We start from the raw sequence: 21,654 nt of genomic DNA on the forward strand, positions 1-21,654 counted from the left end.
TCCCTTGCCCGACCCATCAACCCTCCAGGACGGCGCGCCTGAAACTAACCCGTGGTGGCGACGCAGACCCCTGTTGATCGGAGCAGGGCCACTGCTGGTTTTTCTCGTAGTCGCAGCCCTTGACCTCAAACTTGCAAAGCATTTCACGAGCTCCGGCAAAGCCATTGTCAGCAATGCTCTCGGCGGTCTATGGCAGTGGATGGTGCTGCTGCTGTTTGTGATTGCCATCGTGCTGGCGGTCAGCCCGATCGGCAAGTTGCGCCTTGGAGGAGCTGATGCCAAACCAAGCCTGAAATTCTTCGACTGGTGCGCTGTGCTGATCTGCACGCTGCTGGCCGGCGGCGGCGTGTTCTGGTCTGCGGCCGAACCCCTGTTTCACTTCGGAAATCCAGCGCCCTACTTCGCCGGAGTTGAGGGATCGACTGCAGCTGCAGTCGATCCCTCCCTGGCCGTGAGCTTCCTGCACTGGGGATTCCTGGCCTGGGCCCTGGTCGCAACAACGGTGACCATCACACTCTCGATCCAAGAGCAACGGGGCGAACCTCTAAGGCCGCGCACGCTGTTGGTGGGCATCCTTCCCAGCCGCTGGGTGGAAGGTCCCCTGGGAGATCTCGCTGACGGACTCTCTGTGGTGGCGGCCATTGCAGGAACCGTGGGACCTCTGGGTTTTCTCTCTCTCCAACTCAGTAACGCTGCAGGGATGCTGCCGGCTTTCACAGACAGCGCCGGACTGCAATCTTTGGTGGTGGTCCTGCTCACAGCAGTGTTCGCCACTTCCACTGTGAGTGGAATTCAACGCGGCATCAAATGGCTCTCTGAGCTGAACGTCTGGCTGACCCTCGCTCTTGCCGCTGCTCTGCTGCTGCTAGGCCCAGGGCTGTGGCTGATTCAGCACTTCATCAGCGCATTCGGCCTATACCTCACCAATCTGCCGCGCATGGCCCTGGCACCCAACAGCAGCCCTGGCAATTGGGTGAATGGCTGGACTGTTTTTTACTGGGGCTGGTTCCTCGGCTACGCACCGCTGATGGGTCTGTTCACGGCCGGAGTCAGCCGCGGCCGCACTCTGCGCGAACTGGTCTTGGCGGTTGCCATCCTCTGCCCGATCATGACCAACATCTGGTTCACATTGCTCGGCGGCTCCGGCATGCAGCTGGAGCTCGCCAACCCCGGCTCGATCAGCGGCCCGCTCACAGCAAGCGGAGAGTCGGGAGCACTGCTGGCGATTCTTGGCCAGCTTCCCCTGTCATGGCTTCTGATTCCTGTCGGCCTCGTGTTGGTGGTGCTGTTCATGGCCACCAGTGCCGACTCGATGAGTTACGCCGCAGCCATGGTGGTGAGTGCTCAGAGCACGCCACCAGCCCTGCTGCGTTTGTTCTGGGCACTGATGATCGGCAGCCTCACCCTGGTTTTGCTGCGCATCGGCACCAGTCTGGGCGACAACACCTCGATCAACGCTCTGCAGGCCTTCATTGTGATCACTGCCGTGCCTGTCACCCCTCTGGTTCTGCTCAGTCTCTGGACTGCACCGCGCCTGGCCTGGAAGGAATGGCGTCAGCGCCAGCCGGCTCAGGGCTGAAACTGATCCAGCTGGCCATTGCCACACCAAACAGGGCCAGTGCGCCATAGATCAGAAGCACCAACGACAGGTCTCCCTGTGGAGACGCCTGAAGAATCAGCCCTGAAACGATCGTCATCAATCCGCCCATCACCGTTCCGGAGGTGTTGACGATCGAAACCGTCAGGGCCGTTTGACCTGAAGGCGCAGCAGCTTCCGCGATCGGGAACGCCAAAACGGATGTACCGATGCTGACACCGAAGCTGAAGGCGGGCAGCATCAAGACCCCACGCGGCAGCGAGGGCATGATCAGCAGCAAGAGCGATAGCAAGGTGATCACAGTGCCGGCCAGCAGCAGGCGTCCACGCTGCTGAGGGCGTCCGCCAAGAGCCCCGCTGCCAACCATCCCCACCACCAGACCGATCGACATGATCAGGGTGAGACTCTCCATCAGTGGACTAGACCAGCCCCTCAGGCTGGAAAGCAGGCCGTACTGAGCCATCCCGAACACAAAGCCAAGCCCCCACGCATAAAGCAGACAGCACTGAATCAGGCGGTTCAATCCAGTCCTGGTCCAGCGCTGCACAGGAATGTTTTGCTCGGCAGCTGGCGCCATGGCCGGCGAGCGACGGCTGGCCCCGAGCAGAAGCATCGGCAACGCCACTATCAAAGCCAGTGAAAGGCCCTGAAGCAGCACTAGATCCCGCCAACCGGAAGGGCCCAGCAACAGGGGCACCACGGCCGCCAAAGCAGCACCGATTCCCAGCAAACCATCGGTGAAGCCCATGGCCAGGGCGAAGCGATCCGCTGGCAGGCTGCGTCGCGCCAACAACGCGGATGCAGGGAAAGCCACAGCACAGGCCATGCCGATGCCGATGCGAGACAACAGCAGCCCCTGCAGGCTGTCGCTGCTGGCAAACACCAGGCTGCAACACGCTGCAGCCAACGCAGCCAGCAGCAGCCAGAGCTCGACCTTGCCCCGGTCAATCAGGCGACCAACGGGCACTTGTACCAAGCCGTATGGCAACAAAAAACTGCCGGCCACCAGGGCCACCCCCGCGGAGTGCAAACGCAGCTCCGATCCCAGGGAACTCTCGAAATACTGAAAGCTGGTTTCCACCCAGACCAGCCAGACCACGAACAGAAGGCTCGTGACCCAGAGCAGCCGATCGCTGCGTCTCCCCACCATGACTCTCTGCCGCCAGCTGAAGATCAGTGTGGGGGAATGGCTCAGCTGAGGCAGTAATCAAGCGCAAGAGTGAGGCTGGCTGTGGGCAGAGGCGCTTCCTCAGGCCTAAACCGTGGCGCCGCACTGACCGCCATCGCGGCAGGACGAACCGAGGCATGACTGCGTTGATCAATGCGCAGCAACGCAACTCGACGAAGTCTGAGAGCAGCTGCCGTCCGCTCAGCCTGCCTACGACCGCGCTCAAGAGCCCTCTCAAGCAGTTGGTCTTGGATCCGATCCTGCCCCTCGGCAGATGGCAGGGAGGTCATGCCCTGGAGACGGACACCCGGCAAACGGCCTGCGCGCTGGATCAGGGGTTCGTAGTTGCTGCGGCCAACCGTTCCGGTGATGGTTGTTGAGGCCCGGTAGCCCTTTGATGGCTGAGAACCGGCCATGGCAAAGGTATTGGGTGCCGGAATCACAAGCCGTCCGACGACCAAGGGCTCCAACTGATCGCGCAGCCTGGATTGACGGGCACTGAGTTGTTCCAGCGCAGCCGCACTCGTTGAAGCTTCCGCCTCGAGCCGCAGGTTGAAACGGAAACGATCCGTGCGGCTTTCACCGCTCTCGCGCAGATTCAGCTGCAAAAGAGTGCCACGGCAAACAGGACCCTGAATCTCGGCTTTGGCCGCATGCGGCAGCAGCGAGACGGCTGGAGCGAGCAGCACTGCTGCTGCCAAGGAGATCAAGGGGGGATTCAGCTCAGAAGGCATCACGAGCGAAACAGCGAAAGGAACCTGAGTCGCTGTCTAAGTCAGGCGGCGCCTAGAAAGATTGCAGAACCGTGACCGGCGCTGCTTCAGACACCACCGAATCAGACTGAGTCAACTGGCATCAACCCAACTGCCATGCAGGCCATGGGGTATCGCCAACGGCAGCTCGAACACCGCCAGCTCACGCAGATCAGCCGCGTCGAGGATCACAAGATCAGAACCCTCACGATCACCGTTCCACACCAGTTCCAGCACCCAGCCATCATCTTCAGCGCTTGCCCCATGCCTGGGAACCATCAATGGCTCACTCACAAAGCCGTGGGGCACGGCACTCCAAATCTGGCGCTCACCGCTAACCAGATCAAGCTTTTTGACCACCTGAAGCGGATCATTACCCTGCTCGCGCGCTGCGGCTGCCATCCAGGCGAAGCGGCAGTGAAGACCTTCCTTCTCAGGGTTCACCATCGCGAACTCACAGCAGCGTTCACTCAGACGCGTGGTCTGAACCGTGGCGCTCTGCAAGTTGATGCGGCACTGCTCGAGCAACCCCTCGGGAATTAGATCGAAGTCAACCGCCGCAAAGTCGACATCAGGGCCGATCGAGGGGAAATCGCTGTAGTAGATGCTCTCCACCACCACATCACCCTCCTGTTCCCAGGCGTTGAGGTGATGAAACACAAAGCCCTCGGGCGCATCCACAATTCGCGGGGATTGGCCTGCAAAGGCACCGCTGTCGCGTGGAATCAGCCAGAACTTGGCCTGACCATCCTGCTTGGATTGCAGGCACTGGGCCGCACCCTTTCTGCCAAACACGAACGGAAGAGGGTTGAAGTCGATCGCGTTTTGGAGAAACACCGCCCAGTTGGGTGTGATGGCGAAATCGTGCAGGAAGGCGAAGCCGTTGAAGCTGTCACGTCGGTCGCTGAGAAGATCTCCTGCCTTGATCCCGGCGGCGGAGTCATCTTCGGTGGCGAATTCCATCAAACGGATGGTGCTGCGTGGCCCGGTATTGACCCCGAAGGTAACCATGCGCGGGCGATCGTGATGTCCGGGATCGAAGCGAGGATGGGCACTGAAGGCCTCACCTTTCTTCAGAACACCTCCCAGCAGGCTGATGCCGTGGGTGTCGAGGGTTCGAGGATCGAGCGCATGGGGTTCGGCCGCTTCCCAGAGCGCGAGCAGCTGGTCACCAAGCTGAACAACGCCAGTGTTGGCAATATTTTTCAACCTCAGATCAAAGGCATTGGCCAGCGGGCCTCCAGGCTTCTGGCTTCCGAAAACACCTCGATACAGCACCTTGCCCGCCGCTTCCTCGGCCTGCCAGCCAGCAGTGCGCACAAAACGATTGGTGAGAGAAACCCCCTCAGCATTGAACTGAATCGCGGTGATCATGCCGTCACCATCAAAGGGATGGTGGACGCGCTGGCCGTCACGCTCCAGTAGCCCAGGGCCATTGCGATAGAGGGTTCCCAGCAGCTCTGATGGCACCTTGCCCCTCACCGGCTGTAGCGCAACGTCAGTGAGCTCCTGCTCCACATTGCGGAAGGCGCTGGCCCATTCCGACCGGTTGAAACGTTCAGCGGCGGGAGCGACGGTCACGGAGAACAACAGCGGCGATCTCCATCTTCTCGTAACGGACTGTGAAGCGCGGCGAAGACTCAGGTCGCCCCTGCTTGCTCAAGCACACCTTTACTGCTGGGAACCGCACCTGCACGCCGCGGGTCAATCTCCGTTGCCATACGCAAGGCCCGGGCAAAGGCCTTGAAACAGGCTTCAACGATGTGATGGGAATTGGTTCCATCCAGCTGACGGATATGGAGGGTGAGCCCGCTGTTGTTGACCACCGCCACGAAAAATTCCTTGACCAGCTCTGTGTCGTAGCGACCGATCTTCTGATTTGGAATGCTGAGGCTGTAGGAGAGATGTGGGCGCCCGGAACAATCCAGCACGACCTGCACCAGCGCTTCATCCAACGGAGCGACGAAGTGACCGAAACGCACGATGCCGCGCCGATCACCCAGGGCCTGCGCCAGAGCCTGTCCGACGGCAATGCCCACGTCTTCATTGGAGTGGTGGTCATCAATGTGGGTATCACCCACCGCATTGATCTCAAGATCAATCAAGCCATGGCTGCTGATCTGATGGAGCATGTGATCCAGGAAGGGCACGCCGGTGCTGGCCTGACACTTGCCACTGCCGTCAAGATCCAGGCACACCTTGACATCGGTTTCACCGGTCACTCGATGGATCTCGCCTTGTCGCGTCATCCCATTGCTTTCAGTGACTTCATCGTGCCGCACGAGCAAGCAATCAGAAACCACAACCATGGAATTCCCCGACCTTGACACCGACGTAAAGAAGAGCAGTGCGCCAGTCAAAGGAAGGGTTCAGGTTCTGATCGTGGGTCTCGGCCCCGCAGGCACAGCCTGCGGAATGGGGCTAGCGAAAAGTGGTCTTGAAGTGCTGGCGATTGATCGTGCCCACTTCCCGAGAGACAAGATCTGCGGTGATGCCCTGACAGGCGATGCGCTCCGTTTCCTGAGAGAGAACAAGATCCCCTCCACGATCATCCAGAGATCTGTCAGTGAGACACGCAAACCCAGCTATGCGGAGCTGACGCCCACCCTCGCGGAAGCCAGTGGCTACTCCCTTCAGGGCACTGGCCTGCGCACGAGGGAAGCGTCCTTTCACAGCATTCGCCGTATCGACCTCGACAACTGGCTGGTTGAGTGCTGCGCGAGAGCTGGATTGCCCATGGAATTCGGTTGGCAGGTGCAAACGCTCCACCGTCACTCAGCCTCTGATCCCTGGTGCGTCGCAGGCACAATTCGCAGCCGCAAGGGTCAGGTGCAAGGGAAATTCGAAATCACCGCCGAGGTGGTGGTGGGGTGTGATGGGGTTTCCTCAGTTGTGCAGAACCTGACGCGTGAACAACACGCTGCGCGACCGATTGCATTGGCGAGCCGAAGATATTCCAAGCGCGACGAAGTTGACACTCCGGACGTTTCACTGATGGATTATCAGTGGCCTCGCAACCCCTCCTACGCCTGGCGGTTTTCAGTGAATGGCGGAACCAACGCTGGCATCTACTGGTGTCATCACCGCGACATTCCACCACTCAGCGGTCGCGATCTCCTGGCGCTCACCCGTCAGCATGCTCCAAGAGGTGACGCCATCAGAACCTGGGGAATTCCGGTTTTAAACGACGACCCCCTGCCCCAATCCCCCTCGGGGATTTTGCTCACGGGTGATGCGGCCTCACTGGTCGACCCCATGATCGGGCATGGGATCGACCGCGCCATTCACAGCGGAGAGCTGGCCGGCCAGATCCTGAGCAAAGGATTTCAAACCGGCTGCACTGTTGAAACGATCACACACACCTATGAGAGCAACCTTGAAAGTCGGCGGGTTGAGTGGCAAAGAAGCTTCAAGGAAATGGACAACATGCTCGCGGGAATCGATCGCACCGCCGAACAGTTCGTCAGAAGTCTGCTCAGATCAGTGATGTTGCCTTCAACAACCCAGCCCTGAATTCGTCGGACCCAATCTCACAGCACAACTGAATCACATGCCATTGATGCAGTAGCCGGCATCCACGTAGATGGTTTGGCCGGAAATACCGCTTGATAGCTCACTGAGCAGGAACGCAGCAGTGTTGCCCACTTCCGTCTGGGTGACGGTGCGGCGCAGCGGTGCCTTTTCCTCCACGTTGTGAATCATGTCGAGGATGCCACCAATGGCAGAGCTGGCCAGCGTGCGGATCGGTCCTGCACTGATGGCGTTCACCCGAACCTGCTTGTCGGGACCGAGCTCGGCGGAGAGATAGCGAACGGATGCTTCCAGAGCGGCCTTGGCCACACCCATCACGTTGTAATTGGGAATCGCGCGTTCAGCGCCCAGGTAAGTGAGCGTGACCACCCCAGCTTTCTCGCTGAACAGCGGCTTGGCATGACGACACAGGGGAGCCAGGGAATAAGCACTGATCTCGAGAGCTCGGGCAAAACCCTCAGAGGTTGTGGCGCTGTAATCACCGATCAGTTCCTCCTTGCCCGCGAAAGCAAGGCAATGCACCAATCCATCCAGCACGCCCCACTTCTGCTTGATCTCTGCGAAGACCATTTCCATTTGAACGGCATCCTGAACATTCAGAGGTAGGAACAACGAAGGTTCAAGGGGAGCGGTGAGCTCACGAACCTTGGTCTCAAAGCGACCTTTCTCGTCAGGGAGATAGGTGATGCCCAATTCAGCACCCGCCGCTTTGAGCTGCTGGGCGATGCCCCAGGCAATCGATCGATTGTTGGCGATACCGGTAACGAGGATCTTCTTGCCCGTGAGATCGAGAAGCATCGGACCGGTCTTGGCTGAACTGTTGGGGGATTCTCCACCATCCCCGACCCGAACTCCCAGCAGCGGTCGCGTTTGAGCCCCTGGATCGACAGGATGACACCCAGAAATTCATTGTTCGGTGCCCCCGCAACCCAGCCCAACATCGCTGTCATGGTCTGAACGGCCTGGAGACCTTTCCAGGGATCTCCCGGACCGCGGTGCGCTCGAACGCCTGCTGGAAGAGGAGTTCCCGGAGGCGGGCGGAGCGCTCAGCCCATTGCGCGGAGGTCGAGACGCTGCAGAACAAACGCTGAGTCGTATCGACCCACGGCGCTACACCAAAAGCCGCAATCACCTCAGAGGTGCAGTCACGGGTTTATCGCCTTACATCCGCCACGGTGTGCTCAGCCTCGCCGAGGTGCGGGATGCCGTGTTCCAGCGCATTCGCAGCCGGAATGAGGGAAGCAAACTGATCAATGAGCTGGGATGGCGGGACTTCTGGCAGCGGATGTGGCGGGATCTTGGTGATGGCATCCACGACAGCCAGGAAGCGCTGAAAACCGGGCACGATCCCGCCTCCTACGCCAGAGAGCTCCCTGAGGACATCCGCCAGGGAACAACAGGTCTGGCATGCATGGACGGATTCCAGAGCGAGCTCATCACCCGAGGCTGGCTGCACAATCACGCACGCATGTGGATGGCTGCTTATGTGGTGCATTGGCGCAAGGTGCACTGGAAGGCCGGCGCGGACTGGTTTCTGGAGCATCTGTTGGACGGAGACCCCTCCAGCAACCATCTGAGTTGGCAGTGGGTGGCCAGCAGCTTCAGCCACAAGCCCTATTTCTTCAACAAAGGCAATCTGGAGCGGTTCAGCGATGGACAGTTCTGCAGGACCTGCTCCAGCAGCGAGCACTGCCCCTTCGAGGGCAGTTACGAGCAACTGGAAGATCAGCTGTTCGCCAACCAGGGCGCCATTCGAGACGTCCCCCCCAGACGCAGCCGCAATCGCAGGCAGCGCTCAGGCCGAGAACAGAACCTGAACGGAATCGGTCATGCGGCCATGGCCCGACCAAAGCGATAAGCCATGTCTCTTCAACGACCAGTGATCTGGGTGCACGAGGAAGCACTCGGCGCTAACAACCCAGCGCTGCTTGAGCGGCCGGATCACCCCGCCATTTTTGTCTTTGACACCCAATGGATCCGAGAAGCCTGCATCAGCCGCAAACGACTCGGCTTTCTGTACGAAAGCGCCCTGGATCTACCCATCACCTTGCGCAAGGGTGATGTGGACAAGGAGGTGATTGCCTTCGCTGAACGTCACCATGCCGATGGCGTCCTGAGCAGCCTGCCCGTCGACCCCCGCCTACAACGCATCGCTGCGTCCATCGAACAGCACTGCCCGCTGGAACTGCTGGCACAGGAACCATTCGTCGATATGCCTCGGCCCCCGAGGCTCGGACGCTTCAGTCGCTACTGGCGAGAGGCTGAACCGTTGGTCTGGGAACGCTTCTGAGCATCATCGAGCAACTCGTTCTCAAGCCGCTTCTCTTCAGCGGGATCCCTCAGCAGATCTCTCCGCTGATAAGCCGGCAGCTGGACAGGCATCAGCTCCGATGCATCGGTTGGCGGAGGAGTCCAGCGCCAGCGAGCCTGAGGAGCCCGCTGCTGACAGAGAGCCTTCAACTGCGTCTGCAGAGCCTGGAGAACATCGCTGCGACGCACGACAGCAAAGAATTCTTCTCGCGGCGCCAGGCCTGCACTGAAAGGTGCTGTGCCGTTGCCATTAAACAGACGTGCCGCATCTGGGAACCAGCGCGGCGTGCACTCCGCTGGATCGTCCGTGTTGGTTTCCAGGAAGAGGTGAAGACCGTAGCCGTCGGGCTGACTCACCACAGCAAGGCCGTCATGGGGCATCCGCCGCTGCAGCGGGAACACTTTCCAGGTGGAGGGCTGAGGTTTTGAACAGGCCGTGAGCACCAAAGCCAGTGTTACGACTGAGATCCGACCTGCCTGGGCACGCCTGAGCACGCGTTCTCTACACCGGAGGAGCGGAGTCTGAACCAGGATGAAGAGTGATGCACCATTTGTTGCTCGTTCGCCATGGCTCTCACTCCCTCAACCATGCTGCCCCTTGGCGAAGCGTTACCCGACTTCAAGTTGCCCGTGGTGAGCGGAAGCTTGAGGGATTCCGCTGCCGCAGCAACTCTCAGCAACACCGATCTACCTGCACAACCACTCCTGGTGATGCTGATCTGTGCACACTGCCCCTTTGTGAAGCATGTGGAACCCGAGCTGAGCAGGCTCGCTGAGCACTACGGCCCAGCCGTCACCCTGCTGGCCGTCTCCAGCAACAGCCTCACCACCCATCCACAGGATGGTCCCGAGGGCCTGCGCCATCAGGCAGAGCAGCGGCAGTGGAGTTTCCCCTATCTCCTGGATGAGCAGCAGAACCTGGCCAAAGCCCTCAAGGGTGCATGCACGCCGGAGTTCTACTTGTTCAGCCCCAATGGTGCAGACCTTCAAACCTTGCGCTATCGCGGCCAGCTGGACGGCAGCCGCCCAGGCAATGAGGTGCCACTGGATGGTCGCGATCTGCGCAGAGCACTCGATGCGGTCCTCCATGGCCAACCTGTCAACGAGGACCAGCACCCATCCGTCGGCTGCAATATCAAGTGGCATCCCGGACAAGAGCCACCGTGGTTCGGGGCACCGGCTTAAGGTGCCACCCATGCAGGTGCCTCCCTTCAGTCTCAGTCAGCAGCTCGCCGACCTGGGGCCGGAACTCGATGAAGCCGCGCTGCGTGTGTTGCGCAGCGGTCAGTACATCGGCGGCACTGAAATCAAAAGCTTTGAAACCGGCTTCGCGGCTGTGGTCGGCACGGCCCACGCCGTTGGTTGCAACAGCGGCACCGATGCCCTGATCCTGGCCTTGAGAGCCCTCGGCATCGGTGCCGGTGATGAGGTGATCACAGCCTCCTTCAGCTTCTTTGCCACAGCTGAAGCCGTCAGCGCAGTGGGTGCGACGCCCGTTTTCGTGGATGTGGATCCACTCACCTACCTGATCGATCTCGATCAGATCACTGCTGCGATCACTCCCGCGACCAAAGCCCTGATTCCTGTACATCTGTTCGGTCGGCCCGTGGACATGACCCGGTTGATGGCGATCGCCAAAGATCACAATCTTTGCGTTGTTGAAGACTGTGCTCAAGCCACTGGTGCGAGCTGGAATGGACGACCAGTCGGCAGCTGGGGGGATATGGGCTGCTTCAGCTTCTTTCCCACCAAAAACCTTGGAGCGGCTGGTGATGCCGGCGCCGTGACCTGCCACGACGCAGCTCTTGCTCAACGCATGCGCGAACTGGCCGTGCACGGCATGCCCCGCCGTTACCTGCACACCGAGCTCGGATACAACAGCCGGCTTGATGCGATGCAAGCCGCTGTGCTCAACGTGAAACTGCCCCGGCTGACCCAATGGGTGGAACGCCGCCGGGAGATCGCCCAGCGCTACCGCGAAGCTCTAAAAGATGTACCAGGCTTGCTACTCCCCGATCCATCCACAGGAAATGGCCACGGCTGGAATCAGTTTGTGGTGCGTGTCACAGTCTGCCCAACTGACATCTCCTCCAGTGGCAGTCATCGCCCCAGTGAGTTCGGACTACCCAGCAGTCATTGTCGCGACTGGCTGAAACAGAGCCTGCAGGATCGAGGCGTCAGCACGATCATCTACTACCCCATTCCCATTCATTGCCAACCGGCTTACGCCGATCAGCATCAAAACACCCGTCTACCAGTAACCGAGCAGCTCTGTAGTGAAGTGCTGAGTTTGCCGATCTTCCCGGAGCTCTCCAGCGAGCAGCAGGAGCAGGTGATTTCCGTGCTGCGTTCGTTGCTCATCCAGACCGCCCCGCTGGATTCACAAACCTGCAGCGTGGCGGCCTGAGCTCAGGATCGGATCGTGGCGTAAAGCCCCTTGAAGTAGGCCTGCTGCTTCTTGTGATCGATCAAAAGCTCGGGATATCCGCGACGCTCAAGTGCACCAATCTCACCGCTGAGCAGATCCTTGGTGTTCACATGGCGCAGCTCAGGCAACCAGTAACGGATGTAATCACCCTCGGCATCGAACTTTGATGCCTGCGTCGCAGGATTGAAGATTCGCAAGGGCTTGGGATCCATGCCGCTGCTGGCACTCCACTGCCAGCCGCCATTGTTGGCCGCAAGATCACCATCAACCTCCAGCTCCATAAAGGCCCGCTCGCCCCAACGCCAGTCGCAAATCAGGTCTTTGACCAGAAAAGAAGCGACGATCATGCGACAGCGATTGTGCATCCAACCGCTCTGATTGAGCTGGCGCATCGCTGCATCGATGATCGGCATCCCGGTTTGGCCCTGTCTCCAACAGGCAAACCACTCTTCGTTGTTCTGCCAAGGGAAGCGTGTCCATTGCTCGCGGTAAGGGCCATCAGCCAGTTCAGGGAAATGGAACAACGCCTGCTGGTAAAACTCACGCCAGCCCAGCTCCTGCTCCCACACCGTGATCGCATGCTGCTGTTCATCACTGCGCACGATCTGCTTGGCGCTCTGGGCCGCACACCAGGCCTGCCTGGGACTGATCGTGCCGACACTCAGAGCCGCACTCAACGAAGAAGTGCCCTGCTGACCAGGGAAATTGCGATCCGGCTCATAGCCAAGCAGGGGCCCATCAGCGAAGGTCATCAACTGATCCGCCGCCGCAGCTTCTCCCGGCCTGCAAGGACACACGTCCGTACCAGCAAATCCATGACTGCTGCGCAATCGCTCAAGCTCAGACTGTCCCTGGGAACAAAGCCGGCCGAGATCTCCCTCCGCAGAGCTGATCTGCTGGAGCTGGGATTGGTTCAGATCCTGCAGGCCTAGGGGAGCGTCTGTGGTGCTTGGGGCAAGTCGCTCAACCTGACCACGCCAATTGCGCAGAAAAGGTCCATACACGCGGTAAGGGTCACCTCCGCCGGTTTTGAGTGACTCCGGCGCCACCAGCAGCTGGTCCCAGTCGACCAGCAGCTTGCGCCCATCGGTTTGCAGGGCCTTGGCCACCTGACGGTCGCGCTCACGGGCATAGGGCTCCACATCGCGACTCCAAACCACGGTGGGTGCGTCCAGAAAGGCCGCCAACTGCGGCAGCAGCACAACCGGATCACCGGCCAGTACCAGCAGGCGGCTACCAGCCTGCAGCCAGCGCTGTTGCAGTTCGACCAGGCTCTCCACCAGAAACCACAACCGAGCGGGTGCCATCGGCGGCAGCTGGGGTGGCGGCGTGATCAGAGCCGGATCGAGCACATAAACGCCCGTGACAGCCGGGCCCATTGCCACGGCCGCCTCAAGACCTGAATTGTCCGCCAAGCGCAGATCGCGGCGGTGCCAGAACAGCGTGCGGGGGGTGCTCATCCTTGGTTGAGATTCAGAGACCGAGCAACTGCTTGGCCCGATACCAAGCGGTCACGCTTTTGCCATCCAGCCACTCCTCGCCTGAGCCCAAGCGAGCATCCAGTTCGGCAGGACTCATCTGCAGAACCTCGAGATCCTCATCGTCGTCACCTGCCGGAGGGTTCTCCAGGACTGTGAGATCCCTGGCCAGGAAGCAATGGATCACCTCGTCGGAATACCCAGGACAAGGCAACATTGGACCGAGGGCATCCCAGCGGGCGGCGCTGTAGCCCGCTTCCTCCCCGAGCTCCCGCTGCATCGACTCCAAAGGATCTTCTCCCTCCTCAAGCGTGCCGGCCGGGAACTCCAGCAGCCTGGCCTGAACAGCAAAGCGGTACTGACGCAGCACCACCACCTGTCCCTCATTGGTGATCGGCACAGCCAGGGATGCTCCCGGATGCTTGATGATCCCGAAGCTGCCCTCCACCCCCATGGGCAACCGGATGCGGTTGCGCTCGAAGCGCACCTTGCGCGCATCCAGGGCATCGATGGTCTCCAGCAGCTCATAGGGCTCTGGAGCCGGCAGCGGGGCCATGGCTTCTCAGGACGATGGGCACCAGCATGGCGGGTGAGCGTCAGGATCGACGGACAACTTTCGCTTCTTTCAGCATCGCGCTCATTGATCAAGCACCGACTGGTCAAGCCTTGAAGTCTTCACCACCCAAAGTGCTTCCCCGGCTGCAGCAGATGCAGCTGCTGAAAGACTTGTCACGGGAGGCGGGCTGGCGTCATCTCAGCTTGCAGTCCTTGCTGAGCGTGGTGAGCAGCCTGCTCGACATCGCTGGACTTGGGTTGGCCATCAGCCTCTTACTGGGCTCGGGAACAGAATCCGCCGCATCAGCGGATCTGCTCAAAGGCCTACCACTGTCGTCCAGCATGGTGCTGCTGGTGGGCCTCATCCTTGCTCGAGGTCTGATCCAGGCCCGAGTGGCCGTAAGCAGGGAATGGCTGCGCTCAGGCTTCACCGACCGACTTCGGCAACAGTTGCTGCATGAGGTGTTCTCCGCCTCATCCCGACAACTGGATCAGATTGGCCGGGGTGATCTGCTGGCACTGCTGATGGCCGACATCACTCGCTCGGCCATGAGCCTGGATCAGGCCTTGCGGATGGTTCAGGCGCTGCTGGCGATGCTGATCTACCTGATCAGCGTTCTATTGGTGGGGCGCTCTGCAGCCTGGCCGCTGCTGCTGGCGCTGGCGGCAACCGCGAGCGCAGCCCTGCTGAAGCGTTCCGGCAGTTGGGGACTGGGCCGGATCCAGAGCCGCCTGAATGCAGCCCTGCAACGCACAGTGGGGGATGGCCTACACGGACTCAAAGCCTTGCGTGCCGCTGCCGCTGAAGACTGGCTGCTGAACCGCTTCGCACGGGAAACCGCCAAAGGACGCTGGCTGCTGAGGGAACGCGTACGCAGACGCGTGGGCTACAACGCCTGGCGCGACACGCTTGTAGTGGCCATTGCTGGCCTCTGGATGCTGATGCAAGGGGAAGCGCTCACAGCTGAGGTGCTGGCCACAACGTTGGTGCTGGCCTACCGAGCCGGTACATCCCTAAGTGCTGTGGTGCAGGCCCGACGCCTGTGCCTCGGCAGCCTGCCTGGATACGAGGCGCTGCGTGAGCGCCGCCATCAACTGCGGGGAAACCCGCAGCAGGCCAGCGGCACAAATCTGGGCGAACACACCCTGCAAAGGCTCGCTTTGGAACGCTGGAGCCAGTTTCACTGGCAAAGCACAGATCCCAGCACAGCTGCACCGAGATCCATCAGCCTTCAACCCAATCGACTGGTTGCGATCACTGGGGCTTCAGGCTGCGGCAAGACCAACCTTCTAGATCGCATCAGCGGACTCCAGGACGAAGAGAACAGCTGTTGGACGATCCACTGCCAAGACACAACGTTTCAGTTGTCAGGGCTGGCCGCTGCTCGGCAGTTGCGCGGACTGATGGCCTGCGCACCACAACATGCCGTGCTGTTCGAAGCCAGCCTGCGCGACAACCTGCTGCTTGGCACTGATCTTGCCGACCAGACCATTGAGGAATGGCTGCATCGCCTGGGACTGGAGCACCTATTGGACAGACATGACGGCCTGGATACCCCCATGTCACTTGCCCAGACACCCTTCTCAGGCGGTGAGATCCATCGCCTCGGGTTGTTGAGAGCCTGGCTTCGGAACCGACCGGTGGATGTTCTGGATGAGCCCACGGCCTTTCTTGATGCCAGCGCCAGCCAGCGGGTGCGGGAAGTGATCCTCGAACGGTCCAGGGAGCGACTGGTTTTGTTCAGCAGCCACGATCCGAATCTGATCCAAGAAGCTGATGTGGTGATCGACCTGACCTCTTCATTGCTAAAGATCTGATTCAGGAATGCCAGTCGACTGATCGCTGCATGGCTGCCAGCAAAGGCTCGAGAACAAATTGGCGCAGGTGCAGCCGTGGGTGAGGCAACACAAGCCGCGGATGGTCCAGTCGCCATTCCCCCCAGAAGAGGAGATCCAGATCGAGGCTGCGAGGACCCCATGGCAGCTCCTTGTTTCGATCACGACCGAAACGGCGCTCCAGCTGATGCAGCTGCGTGAGCAAGTCCAACGCCGCAGCCTCGGCGGCAGGGCGCTGCACTCCTTCGAACAGCACCACGGCATTGCAGTACATCGGCTGCAGTGGAGGCCCACCCACTGGAGCCGTCTCGAACAGTGGCGACCAGGAGCAGAGCAGCTCTTCTGGAACATCTCTGGCCCAGTGGCTCACAAGCCGCTCCAACTGAGGACGAACCGTGATCAGGGTCTGACGAGGCTCACCGGCGCGACTGGGCAGGTTTGCCCCAAGGGCGATGGCAAGCGAATGAGCCTGATCAGCGAGACTGGGGCTCACGCGCAGGGCCGGCAAACATTCATGGTTTCAGGTGGAGGGGTCGCCAGCGCTATGGCCAGCACAGCTGCTCAGGAACAGGCAAGCCGTGCCTTCCCTTTGGCAGCCATCACAGGCCATGGAACGCTGAAACTGTCGCTGATGCTGGCAGCGGTGGACCCCGCTCTGGGAGGCGTGATCATCGCCGGGGGCAGAGGCACCGGCAAGTCGGTTCTGGCAAGAGGCCTGCATGCCCTGCTGCCACCGATCGAGGTGCTGGATCAGGAGAGCGCGGGTCTCTCTGCCGGACCGGGGCTCAACCTCGACCCAACCAGGCCGGAGGAATGGGATGCCAGCTGGCGCGAGCGGCTGAGCCAGGATCCGCCCTCCAAGGTAATTCCCGCTCCCTTCGTGCAGGTGCCTCTCGGCATCACCGAAGACCGACTGGTCGGTGCCGTGGACGTGGCCGCATCACTGGCCAGTGGAAGCCCTGTGTTCCAGCCGGGATTGCTGGCAGAAGCTCACCGCGGAGTGCTGTACGTCGATGAGCTCAATCTGCTTGATGACGGCATCATCAACCTTCTGCTGGCAGCCGTGGGCGCCGGCGAGAACCTGGTGGAGCGGGAAGGCCTGAGCCTCAGCCACCCCTGCAGGCCGCTGCTGATCGCCACCTACAACCCCGAGGAAGGCAACGTCCGCGACCACCTGCTCGACCGGTTTGCGATCGCCCTCTCAGCCAATCAGCTGGTGAGCACGGAGGAGCGCGTGGAAATCACCAATGCGGTGTTGAGCCACGGCCAGTGCAGCCGCAGCTTTGCAGAGCGCTGGAAAGAGGAAACCGATGCTCTGGCCACCCAGCTGCTGCTGGCCCGTCAGTGGCTGCCAGACGTGCGCATCAGTGGTGAGCAGATCGAGTACCTCGTCACCGAAGCAATCCGCGGAGGCGTAGAGGGGCACCGATCCGAGCTCTACGCCGTGCGCGTCGCCAGAGCCCATGCAGCCCTGAGTGGCCGAGAACAGGTGGAAGCAGACGACCTTCAGGTAGCTGTGGCCCTGGTGATCGCACCACGTGCGTCACAACTGCCGCCGCCGGATCAGCAGATGGAGCCACCACCGCCGCCGGAACCCCCTCAAGACCAGAACCCCCCACCACCGGAGGCAGGCGAGCAGAACCCGGAGAACCAGCCCCCGCCGCCGGAAGGCTCGGATCCAGATCAGAACGACCCGCCCGAGCAGGACTCCAACGACAACGAAGAAGACGACAACAACGACGACGACGAGTCGGAGCAGGACGAGGCACCGCCCTCAGTCCCCGAGGAATTCATGCTCGATCCGGAGGCAGTCTCCATCGATCCCGACCTGCTGCTGTTCAATGCTGCCAAGAGCAAGAGTGGTAGCAGCGGCAGTCGTTCGGTCGTGCTCAGCGACAGCCGCGGCCGCTACGTCAAACCGGTGCTGCCCAGAGGCCCAGTGCGACGCATCGCCGTGGATGCCACGCTGCGCGCTGCGGCGCCCTACCAGAAAGCAAGGCGCGAACGCCAGCCCGAGCGCAGTGTGATCGTTGAGGAAGGCGATCTACGCGCCAAGCTGCTGCAGCGCCAGGCCGGAGCCCTGGTGATCTTCCTGGTGGATGCCAGCGGCTCCATGGCCCTGAACCGCATGCAGAGCGCCAAAGGCGCTGTGATTCGGCTGCTCACCGAGGCCTACGAAAACCGCGACGAAGTGTCGTTGATCCCCTTCCGAGGCGATCAGGCCGAGGTGCTGCTGCCTCCCACGCGCTCGATCACCGCAGCACGACGGCGTCTGGAATCGATGCCCTGTGGCGGAGGCTCACCACTGGCCCATGGACTGACCCAGGCAGCACGGGTTGGCGCTAATGCTCTGGCAACAGGCGATCTGGGCCAGGTTGTGGTGGTGGCCATCACCGATGGGCGTGGCAACGTGCCCCTCAGCACATCCCTAGGCCAGCCGGAATTGGAAGGCGAAGAAAAGCCAGACCTCAAACAGGAAGTGCTGGATGTGGCAACGCGCTACCGGATGCTGGGCATCAAGCTGCTGGTGATCGACACCGAGCGCAAATTCATCGGTAGTGGCATGGGCAAAGACCTGGCCGAAGCCGCAGGGGGCAAATATGTTCAGTTGCCAAAAGCCAGCGATCAGGCGATCGCGGCCATGGCCATGGATGCCATCAATGCAGTGACCTGACTTTGCAGCACTAGTTCGATGTACCGGTCTGCGCGGGATAGACCTCCTCAAACAAGGTCCCGAGCCCGATCATCACGCTGCGCAGGCTCTTCATGAAACGGGGATCATCAGTGAGCTGTTCGATATCACCACCGACCTGATCGATGCGAGCCGTGAGATCACGGGCATTGGTCACCGTCTGCTTGAGATCACTCACCGTTTCAGGGTTGTCGATCGCCCCTGCCAAATTGTTGATATGGGCTGCAGCATCGGCAGCCTCAGCGGTGGCCCTGTTCAGATTTTCAATGGTGGGCTTGGCTCTGGCCACTTCAGCGCGCAGCTGGTTGACCAGCTCGTCGACATTTTCAGCCGCCACATCTGCCGTATTCAGGAACTTTGAAGCGTCCTGACTGGTGATCCCGAACTGCTTGGTTGACTCCACCAGTTCGGGGATCAGGTTCGACTTCTGTGCCTCATTGAGCAGCTGCTCGAGGGTGGCTGTCACGGTGGAAAGACTCGCGGCCGACTCGCCAGGGACGGTTGCACCGTTGCAAAGGATTCCGCTGTTGCGACAACGGCCTGATTTCGGCGTGGGCGCATTCTTCGGAAGTGGCGCTCCTGTTGTGACCAGTTCAACCTGCGAATCACCTCCAAGAAGTGATGCCGAGGAGACGGAAGCCTTCACGGGCAAAGGCAGCTTGAGATCATCGGCATGGATCTCCAACATGGCCTTCACAGCCATCGGGGTGACTTTGACGGATCGAACCGTACCGACCATGATTCCCCGAAACGTAACGGGTGAGCGGGCTGCAAGTCCGCCAGCGTTGGCGAAGTCTGCCGTCACAGTCCAGGTCTCCGACCCAAGACGGACACCTCTGAGCCACAGCATGGTGCCGGCAAATGCTGCGATCGCTCCGACGATCGAAAAGCCAACCAGGGCTTCGCGGACACTACGGCGCATGGCTCATTGGTCGGAGGGCTGCATCGGTCCGCGCAGGTTACCCGTCCTGAACTGAACGACGTAGGGGTTGTCGGTGGAGCGATACTCATCGACGCTGCCGTCCCACTGAAAACGGCCTCCGTAGAGCATCACGATGCGTTCCGCAGAACGCTCGATTGTGCTCTGCACATGACTCACCACAACTGAGCAGCCACGGGCCACGGTCGTGGTCTTCACGATCAGATCCTCGATGCGAGTTGAGGCAACCGGATCAAGGCCTGCCGTCGGCTCGTCGTAAAGCAACAGTGGCATCGCCCCCTCTTCGCGGTCGGGATCGTCAATCAAAGCCCTGGCGAAGCTCACCCGTTTCTGCATACCTCCACTGAGCTGGCCGGGATACTTATCTGCCACATCATTCAGGCCAACGGCCTCAAGACACTGCTGAACCCGCTCACGAATCTGGGCAGGTTTCAGTCGCCCGAGGCGCATTAAAAGAAAGCCAACGTTTTCCTCAACGGTGAGTGAGGCCAGCAAGGCAGGGTTCTGAAACACCAGTCGCACATCCGGCGGACGGCGCTGATCAAGGCGCAAGTAATCCTGCAGTTCTCCAAACAGGCGCAGTTCACCGGCAGTGGGCAACTGCAGACCAGCCAACAGCCGCAGGACCGTTGACTTCCCCGCCCCTGAAGGCCCAACCACCGCAATACGCTCTCCCGGCTGCATGGAGAGCTTCACATTGTCCAGCACCGGCTTGGCCCCCCACTGCATCGTGAGGTCACGCATCTCCACCACAGGCGTCTGGGTTGCTGGAGAGGTCGGATCCAGCCTGGTCTGCACGGGGTTTCTACGCATTAGAGGCCCATATTGCCTCCTTTGCACTGAAGGGGATGGCCATCAAGAACAACTTCCGTACAGTTCCCTCATCGCAAGGGAAGCGACGACCTCGGCCCCGGATTGCACTTGACCAGCCCCAGCCACCGCGGACGCCGTCAACGCATCCGAGCCATGCAGGCCGCACGGCAGCGTGATCTGATGATGCGCTCCCGCCGGGCGGTGCGTTGGCTCCAACCAGGTCTGGTGGTAAAGCGTTGGTTGCTCACCTCAGGAATTGGACTGATGTTGGCCCTGCTGGGCGCTGCGGTCTGGGCCGATTTACAGCCGATCTACTGGATGCTCTGGGCCATCCAGGAATCATTGAGCTGGATCACTCGAGTGTTGCCGAGGGGAATTACCGGGCCGTTGGTTCTACTTGTGGGCGTCGGCCTGCTGCTCTGGGGGCAGAGCCGCAGCTTCGGTTCCATCCAACAGGCCCTGGCCCCTGAAAAAGACACCGTTTTGGTGGATGCACTGCGCGCAAAAAGCCGCCTCAACCGTGGTCCAAACATCGTCGCCATCGGCGGCGGCACCGGGCTTTCCACGCTGCTGAGTGGCCTCAAGCGTTACAGCAGCCACATCACGGCCGTCGTCACCGTGGCTGACGATGGCGGCAGCAGCGGCGTGCTGCGGCGAGAGCTAGGCGTTCAACCACCCGGCGACATCCGCAACTGTCTGGCAGCGTTATCCACCGAAGAACCGCTGCTGACCCGTCTGTTCCAGTACCGCTTCTCAGCAGGAGGGGGCCTTGAGGGTCACAGCTTCGGCAATCTTTTTCTTTCAGCGCTCACCGCTATCACCGGCAGCCTAGAAACGGCGATCACCGCCTCAAGCCGAGTGCTGGCCGTACAGGGTCAGGTGGTGCCTGCCACGAATGTGGATGTGCGGCTTTGGGCTGAACTGGAGGACGGTCGCCGCATCGAAGGGGAATCGGCGATCGGGAAAGCACCGAGCCCAATCGTTCGTCTGGGATGTCTGCCGGAACGCCCCCCAGCGCTGCCGAGGGCTTTGGAGGCCATCGCACAGGCGGATCTGATTCTGCTGGGCCCTGGCAGCCTCTACACCTCACTGCTGCCCAATCTGCTGGTTCCTGAACTGGTAAGTGCCATTCAGCGCAGCCGTGCGCCGAAGCTCTACATCTGCAATCTGATGACACAGCCCGGTGAAACTGACGGACTGGATGTGAGTGGACATCTGAGGGCCATCGAAGCGCAACTGGCCTCTCTAGGCATCAACCACCGACTCTTTGATGCCGTGCTCGCTCAAGAGCCGATCGGAGACTCACCACTGATCAAGCATTACCGCTCACGCGGAGCTGAGCCGGTGACCTGCAATCGCCGCGAGCTAGAGGCCGAGGGATACGACGTGATGGAAGCACCACTGCAAGGCAGCAGGCCAACAGCAACCCTGCGTCATGACCCTCGCAGTCTGGCGCTGGGAGTGATGCGCTTTTACAGAAAACACAAAACTGATAAATCTTCTGTAGCGAGTTAAATCATTCCAACTAAATCTTCAATTCAAGAAACAAAATCT

At 60.6% G+C, this 21,654-nt stretch carries 20 protein-coding genes; 9 read left to right on the forward strand and 11 right to left on the reverse strand.

Translation table 11 applies throughout. The features are described from left to right. Positions 1-4: 4 nt before the first annotated feature. Complete coding sequence (locus tag DXY31_RS09480; protein WP_114993527.1) at positions 5-1,579, forward strand: BCCT family transporter; 1,575 nt, start codon at positions 5-7, stop codon at positions 1,577-1,579. Here DXY31_RS09480 and DXY31_RS09485 read toward each other — a convergent pair. From DXY31_RS09485 to hisB, 4 genes are all read right to left on the reverse strand, one after another. Then, a complete protein-coding gene (locus DXY31_RS09485) occupies positions 1,512-2,747 on the reverse strand; it encodes an MFS transporter (protein WP_114993528.1) in 1,236 nt (411 codons plus the stop codon). The two genes, DXY31_RS09480 and DXY31_RS09485, sit on opposite strands and share 68 nt — an antisense overlap. Positions 2,748-2,788: 41 nt before the next feature. Then, the gene (locus tag DXY31_RS09490; protein WP_114993529.1) at positions 2,789-3,499 is read right to left on the reverse strand and encodes an SIMPL domain-containing protein; all 711 of its coding nucleotides are present in this window, start codon (positions 3,497-3,499) and stop codon (positions 2,789-2,791) included. Positions 3,500-3,610: 111 nt separating this feature from the next. After that, entirely contained in the window at positions 3,611-5,098 is a 1,488-nt protein-coding gene (locus DXY31_RS09495) for a carotenoid oxygenase family protein (RefSeq protein WP_114993660.1), read from the reverse strand. Between the two features lie 59 nt (positions 5,099-5,157). Beyond that, a complete protein-coding gene (gene hisB, locus DXY31_RS09500) occupies positions 5,158-5,766 on the reverse strand; it encodes an imidazoleglycerol-phosphate dehydratase HisB (RefSeq protein ID WP_066905059.1) in 609 nt (202 codons plus the stop codon). Between the two features lie 58 nt (positions 5,767-5,824). Between hisB and DXY31_RS09505 the strand changes: the two genes are divergently transcribed. Next, complete coding sequence (locus DXY31_RS09505; RefSeq protein ID WP_114993530.1) at positions 5,825-7,030, forward strand: NAD(P)/FAD-dependent oxidoreductase; 1,206 nt, start codon at positions 5,825-5,827, stop codon at positions 7,028-7,030. 33 nt (positions 7,031-7,063) lie between these two features. Here the strand turns inward: DXY31_RS09505 and fabI are convergent, their stop codons facing one another. After that, positions 7,064-7,846: an enoyl-ACP reductase FabI gene (gene fabI / locus DXY31_RS09510; RefSeq protein ID WP_114993531.1), complete on the reverse strand. Its 783-nt coding sequence runs from the start codon at positions 7,844-7,846 to the stop codon at positions 7,064-7,066. Positions 7,847-7,964: 118 nt separating this feature from the next. Here fabI and DXY31_RS09515 point away from each other — a divergent pair, with 118 nt between their 5' ends. Next, a complete protein-coding gene (locus DXY31_RS09515) occupies positions 7,965-8,906 on the forward strand; it encodes an FAD-binding domain-containing protein (RefSeq protein WP_114993532.1) in 942 nt (313 codons plus the stop codon). A gap of 3 nt (positions 8,907-8,909) precedes the next feature. Then, the gene (locus DXY31_RS09520) at positions 8,910-9,338 is read left to right on the forward strand and encodes a hypothetical protein (RefSeq protein WP_114993533.1); all 429 of its coding nucleotides are present in this window, start codon (positions 8,910-8,912) and stop codon (positions 9,336-9,338) included. Here DXY31_RS09520 and DXY31_RS09525 read toward each other — a convergent pair. Then, the gene (locus DXY31_RS09525; RefSeq protein WP_244279680.1) at positions 9,296-9,853 is read right to left on the reverse strand and encodes a hypothetical protein; all 558 of its coding nucleotides are present in this window, start codon (positions 9,851-9,853) and stop codon (positions 9,296-9,298) included. The two genes, DXY31_RS09520 and DXY31_RS09525, sit on opposite strands and share 43 nt — an antisense overlap. Positions 9,854-9,925: 72 nt before the next feature. On the opposite strand from DXY31_RS09525, the gene DXY31_RS09530 reads away from it, so the two are divergent. Then, positions 9,926-10,543, forward strand: a complete 618-nt coding sequence (locus DXY31_RS09530; protein ID WP_114993534.1) for a thioredoxin family protein — start codon at positions 9,926-9,928, stop codon at positions 10,541-10,543. 10 nt (positions 10,544-10,553) lie between these two features. Beyond that, positions 10,554-11,765: a DegT/DnrJ/EryC1/StrS aminotransferase family protein gene (locus tag DXY31_RS09535; RefSeq protein WP_114993535.1), complete on the forward strand. Its 1,212-nt coding sequence runs from the start codon at positions 10,554-10,556 to the stop codon at positions 11,763-11,765. Between the two features lie 2 nt (positions 11,766-11,767). Here the strand turns inward: DXY31_RS09535 and DXY31_RS09540 are convergent, their stop codons facing one another. Next, positions 11,768-13,246 carry an FAD-binding domain-containing protein gene (locus tag DXY31_RS09540; protein WP_114993536.1) on the reverse strand — a complete coding sequence of 493 codons (1,479 nt, stop codon included), beginning with the start codon at positions 13,244-13,246 and terminating at the stop codon, positions 11,768-11,770. Positions 13,247-13,259: 13 nt separating this feature from the next. Then, positions 13,260-13,820, reverse strand: a complete 561-nt coding sequence (locus tag DXY31_RS09545; RefSeq protein ID WP_114993537.1) for an NUDIX hydrolase — start codon at positions 13,818-13,820, stop codon at positions 13,260-13,262. Positions 13,821-13,834: 14 nt separating this feature from the next. Between DXY31_RS09545 and DXY31_RS09550 the strand changes: the two genes are divergently transcribed. Next, on the forward strand, positions 13,835-15,637 hold the full coding sequence (locus DXY31_RS09550; RefSeq protein WP_244279682.1) for an ABC transporter ATP-binding protein: 1,803 nt from the start codon (positions 13,835-13,837) through the stop codon (positions 15,635-15,637). A gap of 1 nt (position 15,638) precedes the next feature. Here DXY31_RS09550 and folK read toward each other — a convergent pair whose 3' ends face one another. Further along, the gene (gene folK / locus DXY31_RS09555; protein WP_371639322.1) at positions 15,639-16,154 is read right to left on the reverse strand and encodes a 2-amino-4-hydroxy-6-hydroxymethyldihydropteridine diphosphokinase; all 516 of its coding nucleotides are present in this window, start codon (positions 16,152-16,154) and stop codon (positions 15,639-15,641) included. A gap of 15 nt (positions 16,155-16,169) precedes the next feature. Here folK and DXY31_RS09560 point away from each other — a divergent pair, with 15 nt between their 5' ends. Then, positions 16,170-18,329: a magnesium chelatase subunit D family protein gene (locus DXY31_RS09560; protein ID WP_114993538.1), complete on the forward strand. Its 2,160-nt coding sequence runs from the start codon at positions 16,170-16,172 to the stop codon at positions 18,327-18,329. 10 nt (positions 18,330-18,339) lie between these two features. Here DXY31_RS09560 and DXY31_RS09565 read toward each other — a convergent pair whose 3' ends face one another. Continuing rightward, entirely contained in the window at positions 18,340-19,269 is a 930-nt protein-coding gene (locus DXY31_RS09565) for an MlaD family protein (RefSeq protein ID WP_114993539.1), read from the reverse strand. A 3-nt stretch (positions 19,270-19,272) separates the two neighbouring features. Next, positions 19,273-20,016: an ABC transporter ATP-binding protein gene (locus DXY31_RS09570; RefSeq protein ID WP_114993664.1), complete on the reverse strand. Its 744-nt coding sequence runs from the start codon at positions 20,014-20,016 to the stop codon at positions 19,273-19,275. A gap of 237 nt (positions 20,017-20,253) precedes the next feature. Here DXY31_RS09570 and yvcK point away from each other — a divergent pair, with 237 nt between their 5' ends. Then, positions 20,254-21,615: a gluconeogenesis factor YvcK family protein gene (gene yvcK, locus DXY31_RS09575; RefSeq protein ID WP_114993665.1), complete on the forward strand. Its 1,362-nt coding sequence runs from the start codon at positions 20,254-20,256 to the stop codon at positions 21,613-21,615. Positions 21,616-21,654: the final 39 nt, after the last annotated feature.

The organism is Synechococcus sp. UW179A, from assembly GCF_900473965.1.
Classification (GTDB): Bacteria; Cyanobacteriota; Cyanobacteriia; order PCC-6307; family Cyanobiaceae; genus Synechococcus_C.

What these genes read in the sequence shown, in the direction of transcription:
- DXY31_RS09485 (WP_114993528.1), bottom strand. Translation starts at nt 2,747, where the DNA reads ATGGTGGGGAGACGCAGCGATCGGCTGCTCTGGGTCACGAGCCTTCTG.
- DXY31_RS09490 (WP_114993529.1), bottom strand. Translation starts at nt 3,499, where the DNA reads ATGCCTTCTGAGCTGAATCCCCCCTTGATCTCCTTGGCAGCAGCAGTG.
- hisB (WP_066905059.1), bottom strand. Translation starts at nt 5,766, where the DNA reads ATGACGCGACAAGGCGAGATCCATCGAGTGACCGGTGAAACCGATGTC.
- DXY31_RS09505 (WP_114993530.1), top strand. Translation starts at nt 5,825, where the DNA reads ATGGAATTCCCCGACCTTGACACCGACGTAAAGAAGAGCAGTGCGCCA.
- fabI (WP_114993531.1), bottom strand. Translation starts at nt 7,846, where the DNA reads ATGCTTCTCGATCTCACGGGCAAGAAGATCCTCGTTACCGGTATCGCC.
- DXY31_RS09520 (WP_114993533.1), top strand. Translation starts at nt 8,910, where the DNA reads ATGTCTCTTCAACGACCAGTGATCTGGGTGCACGAGGAAGCACTCGGC.
- DXY31_RS09530 (WP_114993534.1), top strand. Translation starts at nt 9,926, where the DNA reads ATGGCTCTCACTCCCTCAACCATGCTGCCCCTTGGCGAAGCGTTACCC.
- DXY31_RS09535 (WP_114993535.1), top strand. Translation starts at nt 10,554, where the DNA reads ATGCAGGTGCCTCCCTTCAGTCTCAGTCAGCAGCTCGCCGACCTGGGG.
- DXY31_RS09540 (WP_114993536.1), bottom strand. Translation starts at nt 13,246, where the DNA reads ATGAGCACCCCCCGCACGCTGTTCTGGCACCGCCGCGATCTGCGCTTG.
- DXY31_RS09545 (WP_114993537.1), bottom strand. Translation starts at nt 13,820, where the DNA reads ATGGCCCCGCTGCCGGCTCCAGAGCCCTATGAGCTGCTGGAGACCATC.
- DXY31_RS09550 (WP_244279682.1), top strand. Translation starts at nt 13,835, where the DNA reads ATGGGCACCAGCATGGCGGGTGAGCGTCAGGATCGACGGACAACTTTC.
- DXY31_RS09560 (WP_114993538.1), top strand. Translation starts at nt 16,170, where the DNA reads ATGGTTTCAGGTGGAGGGGTCGCCAGCGCTATGGCCAGCACAGCTGCT.
- DXY31_RS09565 (WP_114993539.1), bottom strand. Translation starts at nt 19,269, where the DNA reads ATGCGCCGTAGTGTCCGCGAAGCCCTGGTTGGCTTTTCGATCGTCGGA.
- DXY31_RS09570 (WP_114993664.1), bottom strand. Translation starts at nt 20,016, where the DNA reads ATGCAGTGGGGGGCCAAGCCGGTGCTGGACAATGTGAAGCTCTCCATG.
- yvcK (WP_114993665.1), top strand. Translation starts at nt 20,254, where the DNA reads ATGCAGGCCGCACGGCAGCGTGATCTGATGATGCGCTCCCGCCGGGCG.